The organism is Actinomadura sp. 6K520 (assembly GCF_004349245.1).
Lineage (GTDB): Bacteria > Actinomycetota > Actinomycetes > Streptosporangiales > Streptosporangiaceae > Spirillospora.
Genome location: NZ_SMLC01000266.1, coordinates 1 through 7,216, shown reverse-complemented (window position 1 = coordinate 7,216; position 7,216 = coordinate 1). Strand labels below are relative to the sequence as shown.

The following is a 7,216-nucleotide window of genomic DNA, read 5'->3' as shown; positions in this document are numbered from 1 at the left end:
GACGCGGTCGCCGTCGTGGAACCGGCGGACATCATCGCGGCCGGTCCCCGCGGGCTGAACCGGCTCTACGTCGCCCTCACCCGGGCGGTCACGTCCCTGCACGTCCTGCACTCCCAGCCGCTTCCCGAACCGCTGCGTCAGTCCACCGGCGGACGGCCCAAGAGCCCCCCGCGGCGGCACGCGGCCCCCGACCGCATCGCGGGGCGGAAGATGGCAAGCTTGAGCGACGAAATGGATCATCCGTCCCGGCAGGGCAGGCCGGAGGCGTGAGGAGGCACCCGATGGACGGCAGGCACATGCAGATCGGCGAGGTCGCCGACCGGACCGGCCTGAGTCTGCGCACCATCCGCCACTACGAAGAGGTCGGCCTCGCCCTCCCCACGGCGCGCTCCCAAGGCGGTTTCCGCCTCTACACCGACGAAGACGTCGCACGCCTTCTCGTCATCAAGCGCATGAAGCCGCTCGGCTTCACCCTCGAAGAGATGCGCGACCTGCTGGAGATCCTGGACCGGCTCCAGTCCGGCGACATCGACGACCCCGCCCGCACCGACCTCGGCAAACGCCTCGCGGTCTACCGTTCCCTGGTCGAGGAACGCTGCGAGAAGATCCGCGCCCGCCTGGCCGACGCCGAACAGTTCTCCGCCGAACTCGCAACCGAACTACGCAAACACCGCTCAGCAGGGTGACGGCCCGGCGCCAAGTGCAACGTGGCGGAGAAGCCACGTCGCTCCCTACGGCACTCCAGCGGACACCCCGAGTATGTTAGTCAGTAACATCTGTTAGTCTCTAACAGATGGGGTTGCGAGAGACGAAGCGGGAGCGGACGCGGCGGACGATTCAGGAGCGGGCCCTGGGCCTGTTCCTCGAACGCGGTTTCGACGCGACCACGGTCGCCGAGGTCGCCAAGGCGGCCGATGTGTCCGCCATGACCGTGTTCCGGCACTTCCCCACCAAGGAGCATCTGGTCCTGCAGGACGAATACGACCCGGTGATCGCCGACCGTGTCCGGCGCCGGCCGGCCGGGGAACCGCTGCTTCGCCGGATCGCCCTGAGCATCCTGGACGGCCTGGACGATCTGCCTCCCGACCCGCATCTCCTGCTCACCCGCACCCGGCTGATCCTGGACACCCCCGCGTTGCGGGCCCGGCTCTGGGAGAACAACCACGCCACCCAGCGGGCCATCGCCGCCGCGCTGCCCGCCGAGGACCCGTTCGCGGTTCAGGTCGCCGCGAGCGCCTGCCTGGCCGCCGCCACCACCGCGATGACCCGCTGGGCCGAGGCCGACGGCCGGCCCGACCTGCGCACCGTGATGGCGGAGGCCCTGGAGGTGATCGTCCAGTGATCGAGACGAAGGCCCTCACCAAGCGCTACCGGCACACGACCGCCGTGGACGGGCTCACCCTGCGCGTCGAGCCCGGGCAGATCTACGGCTTCCTCGGCCTCAACGGCGCCGGCAAGTCCACCGCGATCCGGATGCTGCTCGGCATGACCCGCCCGACGAGCGGCGCCGTGCGCCTTCTCGGCCGGGACGAGCCGGACTGGAGCCGGGTCGGATACCTCGTCGACGGCGCCCACGCCTACCCCCGCCTCACCGTCCGCGAGAACCTGGAGATCACCCGTCGCCTCCGCCGCGAACCCGACCCCGATGCCGCCGACCGCGCCACCGACCTGTTCGGCCTGACGCCCTACCGCGACCGGCGCGCCGGAACCCTTTCCCTGGGCAACGCCCAGCGGCTGGGGCTGGCCAAGGCCGTCCTGCATCGTCCCGACGTGCTCATCCTGGACGAGCCGGCCAACGGACTCGACCCCCTCGGCATCATGGAGCTCCGCGGCATCCTGCGACGCCTCGCCGACCAGGAGGGCACGGCGATCCTCGTGTCCAGCCACATCCTCGCCGAGGTCGCCCGCACCGCCGACCGCATCGGCATCATCGACCGGGGCCGCATGCTGACCGAGTTCCCCGCCACCGACCTGCCCCGCTGCACCTGCGACGCCGAAGACCTGGAGGACGTCTTCCTGCGCCTGCTCACCGGCAACCGGCAGGAGCCGGCGGCATGAACGCCGCGCTGCGGACCGAGACCACCAAGTTCCTGCGCTCCCGCACCCCTTGGGCCACCGCCGCGGCCTTCCTGCTCCCGGTGGCGCTCTCCGCCATCTTCGTCGGCGCCTCCGACACCCCACCCCTGAACGAGAAGTCCGAGGCCCTGGGCATCACCCCGGACTGGCACGGTTTCCGCTCCGCCCTCATGCAGATAGACGCCGCGGGCGGGTTCCTGCTCTTCGGCATCCTGGTCACCTGGATGTTCGGCCGCGAGTTCAGCGACCGCACCGTCCTCGACCTGCTCGCCCTCCCCACCTCCCGCACCGCGATCGTCCTCGCCAAGTTCACCGTCACCACGGCCTGGCTGGTCCTGCTCGCCGCCTTCCAGACCGCCGCGTGGATCATGACCGGGATGCTGCTCGGGCTGCCCGGCACCCCGCACCACGGACTGCCCGGCCTGCTCATGCTGCTCGCCCTCACCGGCGCCCTCACGCTCCCGATCGCGCTGGTCGCGAGCGCGGGCCGCGGCTACCTCCCCGGCATCGCGGCGACCGTCGCGCTCCTCGTCTGCGGCGTCGCCGCCGCGATACTCGGCGCGGCCGGCTGGTTCCCGTGGGCTTTGCCCGCCACGGTCGGCGGCCTGTCCGGCGCGGCGTCCCTCCCGTTCACCGCCCCGGCGATCGCCGCCACGACGGCGGCGACGGGCATCGCCGCCACGACCCTCTGGTGGCGGCAAGCCGACCACTAGGGACGGTCCGCCACCGTGCCCGCACCGGATGGAGCCGGTTCACATCTGGTCCCACAGTCGCCGTTCCTCCGGGGAGGGAGGGGTGTTGCACAAGCACTCCGGATGCCCCGGGGGAAGGTCGGCGGACCCGATTATCGAGTCCGGTGGCAGGCCCCGCCACGGAGGCAGCGGATACCCGAAGTAGACGCACCATCCGCATCCGATGTCGTGCAGAAACCGGTCAAGGAACCGCCGCAGCCGGTGCCGGTTCGCCATCGGTGACCTCCGCTGTTTCCGATCATCATGGGCGGCCCGGGGGCCGGCCGGTCAGCTGATGCCGAGCTCGCTGTCGATCATGGAGAACATCTCCTCGTCGGTGGCCGACTCGATCCGGGCGCGCCCGTCCTCGGCGCCGTCCCGGCCGGTCAGGGCGGCGAGCACCTCCTGGAGCCGGGCGGTGACCGTCGCGCGTGTCCCGTCGTCCATGCCCGAGAGCGTGAGGTCGGCTTCGAGCTTGGCGAGCGTGCCGAGTACGGCCGCGCCGGGCTCGGCCTCCTCCGGGGACAGCCGCGCGGCCAGATACCGGGCGAGCGCGGTCACGTTGGGGTGGTCGAACACGACCGTGGACGGCAGGCGGGTCTCGGTGGCCGCACTGATCCTGTTGCGGAGTTCGACGGCGGTGAGCGAGTCGAAACCGAGATCGAGGAACCCGCGTTCGGTGTCGATGCTCTCCGGTGTCGCGTGCCCCAGCACCGCGGCGGCGTTGTCCCGCACCGTCTGCAGCAGGCGGTCGAAGCGCTCCTCCGTGGTGAGACCGGCCAGGTGCCGTGCGGAGAAGGCGGCGTCAGGCCGCCGCGCGGCACCGCCGGTGGGCCGGATGAGCCCGTGGAGGAGTCGGGGCAGCGCCCCCCTGGGCTGTTCGCGCAGCGCCCGCATCTCCAGGCGGACCGCCACCAGCAGCGCCTCATCGGCGTCCAAGGCGGCGTCGAACAGGGCCAGTGCCTCCCGGGTGGGCAAGGGCAGGATTCCCGAGCGGCCGAGCCTGGACAGGTCCTTGCCGTCGAGGCCACGGGTCAGCTCGCTGGTGTCCTCCCACAGCCCCCATGCCACCGACGTGGCCGGCAGGCCGCGGGCCCTGCGCCAGGCGGCGAAGGCGTCCTCGAAGGTGTTCGCCGCCGCGTAGTTGGCCTGGCCCGGTGCCCCCAGCACGCCCGCGCTCGACGAGAACAGCACGAACGCCGACAGGTCCTGGTCCCGGGTCAGCTCGTGGAGGTTCATGACGGCGTCCACCTTGGGACGCAGCACCCGTGCCAGCCGGTCCGGCGTCAGAGAGCCGACGACGGCGTCGTCCACCGTCCCGGCGGTGTGGACCACCGCGGTCAGCGGATGGGCCTCCGGTACGCCGGCCAGCACCTGGGCCAGCCGCTCGCGGTCGGTGACGTCGCATGCCGCGATCTCGACCTGTGCGCCCGCGGCGGCCAGCTCGGCCCGCAGTTCGGCCGCGCCGGGGCCGCCGGGTCCGCGCCGGCTGGTCAGGAGCAGGCGGCGCACCCCGTGCTCGGCCACCAGGTGCCGTGCCACCAGGGCGCCGAGCGTCCCGGTACCGCCGGTGACCAGCACCGTGCCGTCCGGGTCGGGCGGCGCGGGCACGGTGAGGACGATCTTCCCGACGTGCCGCGCCTGGCTCATGAACCGGAACGCCTCCGGCGCCCGGCGCACGTCCCACGCGCGCACCGGCACCGGGTTCAGGATCCCGCGTTCGAACAGGTCGCGGAGCTCGGCGAGCATCTCGCCGATCCTGGCCGCCGGTACGTTCGCCAAGGAGAACGCCTGGTAGGCGACCCCGGGACATGCGGCGGCGACCTCGGCCGCGTCGCGGACGTCGAGCTTCCCCATCTCGATGAAGCGCCCGCCCCGCGGCATCAGCCGGAGCGACGCGTCGACGAACTCGTGCACCAGCGAGTTGAGGACGACATCGACGCCCCGGCCTCGCGTCTCGTCCATGAACCGCTGTTCGAACGCGGTGTCGCGGGACGAGGCGATGCACGCGCCGTCGATTCCCGCCTCGCGCAGCACGTCCCACTTGCCGGGGCTCGCCGTCCCGTACACGCGGGCGCCCCAGTGCCGCGCGAGCTGCGTGGCGGCCATCCCGACTCCGCCGGCGGCGGCGTGCACCAGGACGGACTGCCCGGACCGCAGCCCCGCCAGGTCGGCCAGCCCGTAATAGGCGGTTAGGAACACCGCCGGAACGGCGGCGGCCTGCTCGAACGACCAGCCGGACGGTATCGGCGTCACGACGCGGTGGTCGGCCACCGCCACCGGGCCGAAGGTGCCCGGGAACAGGCCCATGACCCGGTCGCCGACACCGAGACCGCGGACCTCCGCGCCCACCTCGGTGATCACACCGGCGGCCTCGCTGCCGATGGCGCCGCCGTCCTCGTGCGCGCCGAGCGCGATCAGCACGTCGCGGAAGTTCAGGCCCGCCGCCCGGATGGAGACCCGGACCTCGCCCGGTTCCAGTGGCCGGAGCGCTTCCGGGGCGGCCACGAGGGTCAGGCTCTCCAGCGTTCCGCCGCGGCCGGGCGCCAGCGTCCAGGCGTCCCCGCCCTGCGGAAGTGACAGCGTGCCGGGCTGCGCGGCTGCTCCGCGGAGCAGCCGCGGGATCCTCGCCTGGCCGCGGCGCAGCGCGATCTGCTCCTCTCCTTCGCCGGCGGCGGCCGCGATCGCGGCCGGCAGCGACCGGAGAGAACCCGCCTCCCCGTCGAGATCGGCGAGCAGGAAGCGGCCGGGATTCTCCGACTGCGCCGAGCGGAGCAGGCCCCAGACCGGAGCGTGCGCCATACCGGCCACATCGTCGTCGGTGCCGGACGCCACCGCGCCGCACGTCACCACCACGAGGCGAGCGTCCTCGAAGCGCGGCTCGGCCAGCCAGTCCTGGACCAGCCGCAACGCCTCGGCGGCCGCCCGGTGGGCCTCGCCCGCCGGGTCGTCCGCGGCCCCGGTCCCGGGCGGGCAGCACGCCAGCACGATCCGGGGGACGTCGGTTTCCGTCCGGCGCGCCAGAGCGGCCAGGTCGGGATGGGTCCGCACCCGCACCTGAGAGTTCTGGAACGCGTCGCTCAAGCCCAGCGGATCGTCGCCGACCAGGGCCCACTCCCCGGATGGCCGGGCGTCGGACACGCCGAGCGGGGGCCAGGCGACCCTGAGCAGCCGGTCGTCCCGCCGCGCCGTCCGCCCCAGCAGACTCTGCACCGCTACCGGCCGTACCGCGACGGACTCCGCCAAGGCCACCGGACGCCCTGTGAGGTCGGTCATCGTCAGCGACACGGCGTCGTCACCGGCCGGCGCGACGTGCACGCGGAGCTCACGGGCCCCCCGGTGGAACACCCGGAGGCCCGACCAGGCGAACGGCAGGCGGAGCCGGTCGGTCCCGTCGTCGGTGAAGTCCAGCAGGGCGACCTGCAGAGCGGCGTCCAGCAGCGCCGGATGGATCTCGAAAGCGTCCGCCTGCTCCGCCTGCTCTTCGTCCAGCCCCACCTCGGCGTACAGGTCCTTGCCGCTCCGCCATGCCCGCTCGACCCCTTGGAACGCCGGGCCGTACACGTAGCCGCGCTCGGCCAGGCCGTCATAGAAGCCGGTGGTGTGAATCGGGCTCGGGTTCGCGGGCGGCCACTCGCGCATGGCCGCCGGTTCGTCCGCAGTGGCGGCGGGCGCCAGCAGTCCCTCGGCGTGGTGTGTCCACGGTCCGTCGGTCGAGCCGCCGCGCGTCCGCGCGTAGACACCGACGGCCCGGGCGCCTCCGTCGCCGGGAGCGCCGACCCGGACCTGCAGCGCGACCGCGGCCTGCTCGTCCAGGACGAGCGGCTCCCGCAGGGTGATCTCCTCCAGCCGGTCGCAGCCGAGCCCGCGTCCCGCCCGCAGCGCCATCTCGGTGAAGGCCGCCGCCGGCACCAGCGGCGTGTCCATCACCCGGTGGTCGCCCAGCCATGGCTGGGACGGCAGCGACAGGCGCCCGGTGAGCACCACTTCCTCGCGGTCGGCCAGGGCGAGGGACGCCCCCAGGAACGGGTGGTCGGTCCCTTCCAGCCCGAGCCCCTCGGCGTCGCCGCGGGCCGCCCCGCCGCCATCGAGCCAGTACCGCTCCCGCTGGAAGGGATAGGTGGGCAGGTCCAGCGGGGGTGTGGGGCGAGGGGCAGCGATGGCTTCGAGGATGTGGGTCCAGTTGAGGTGGGTGCCTTGGGTGTGGAGGGTGGCGAGGTTGGTGAGGAGTTGGGTCCAGGTGGGGTGGTCGCGGTGGAGTGTGCCGACGGTGGTGGTGGTCGTGGCGGCGGGGTTGGTGTCGTGGGTGTCGAGGGTGTGTTGGATGGGTGTGGTGAGGGTGGGGTGTGGGCTGGTTTCGATGTAGGTGGTGTGGCCTTGGTCGGCCAGGTGGGTGATGGTGGGGTGGA

General features: G+C 72.9%; 6 protein-coding genes. 5 read left to right on the top strand and 1 reads right to left on the bottom strand.

Translation table 11 applies throughout. The features are described 5' to 3' along the window. The 5 genes from E1289_RS35285 to E1289_RS35265 form a co-directional block, all read left to right on the top strand. On the top strand, positions 1 to 270 hold a 270-nt coding region (locus tag E1289_RS35285; RefSeq protein ID WP_207929359.1), incomplete at its 5' end, for a hypothetical protein. An 11-nt stretch (positions 271 to 281) separates the two neighbouring features. Then, positions 282 to 686 (top strand): MerR family transcriptional regulator, encoded by a 405-nt coding sequence (locus E1289_RS35280; RefSeq protein ID WP_131988135.1) that lies wholly within the window; start codon positions 282 to 284, stop codon positions 684 to 686. A gap of 107 nt (positions 687 to 793) precedes the next feature. Continuing rightward, positions 794 to 1,342: a TetR/AcrR family transcriptional regulator gene (locus E1289_RS35275; protein WP_131988133.1), complete on the top strand. Its 549-nt coding sequence runs from the start codon at positions 794 to 796 to the stop codon at positions 1,340 to 1,342. Next, positions 1,339 to 2,058, top strand: a complete 720-nt coding sequence (locus E1289_RS35270; protein WP_131988131.1) for an ABC transporter ATP-binding protein — start codon at positions 1,339 to 1,341, stop codon at positions 2,056 to 2,058. The genes E1289_RS35275 and E1289_RS35270 overlap by 4 nt, the downstream gene beginning before the upstream one ends. Then, a complete protein-coding gene (locus E1289_RS35265; RefSeq protein WP_131988129.1) occupies positions 2,055 to 2,789 on the top strand; it encodes an ABC transporter permease in 735 nt (244 codons plus the stop codon). Before E1289_RS35270 ends, E1289_RS35265 begins: the two co-directional genes overlap by 4 nt. Before the next feature lie 306 nt (positions 2,790 to 3,095). Here the strand turns inward: E1289_RS35265 and E1289_RS35260 are convergent. Then, a partial coding sequence (locus tag E1289_RS35260; protein WP_131988127.1) for an SDR family NAD(P)-dependent oxidoreductase occupies positions 3,096 to 7,216 on the bottom strand: 4,121 nt, incomplete at its 5' end.

Bases quoted from the DNA above. Each gene is read 5' to 3' on its own strand.
- E1289_RS35265 (WP_131988129.1), top strand. From the start codon at position 2,055: ATGAACGCCGCGCTGCGGACCGAGACCACCAAGTTCCTGCGCTCCCGC.
- E1289_RS35280 (WP_131988135.1), top strand. From the start codon at position 282: ATGGACGGCAGGCACATGCAGATCGGCGAGGTCGCCGACCGGACCGGC.
- E1289_RS35275 (WP_131988133.1), top strand. From the start codon at position 794: ATGGGGTTGCGAGAGACGAAGCGGGAGCGGACGCGGCGGACGATTCAG.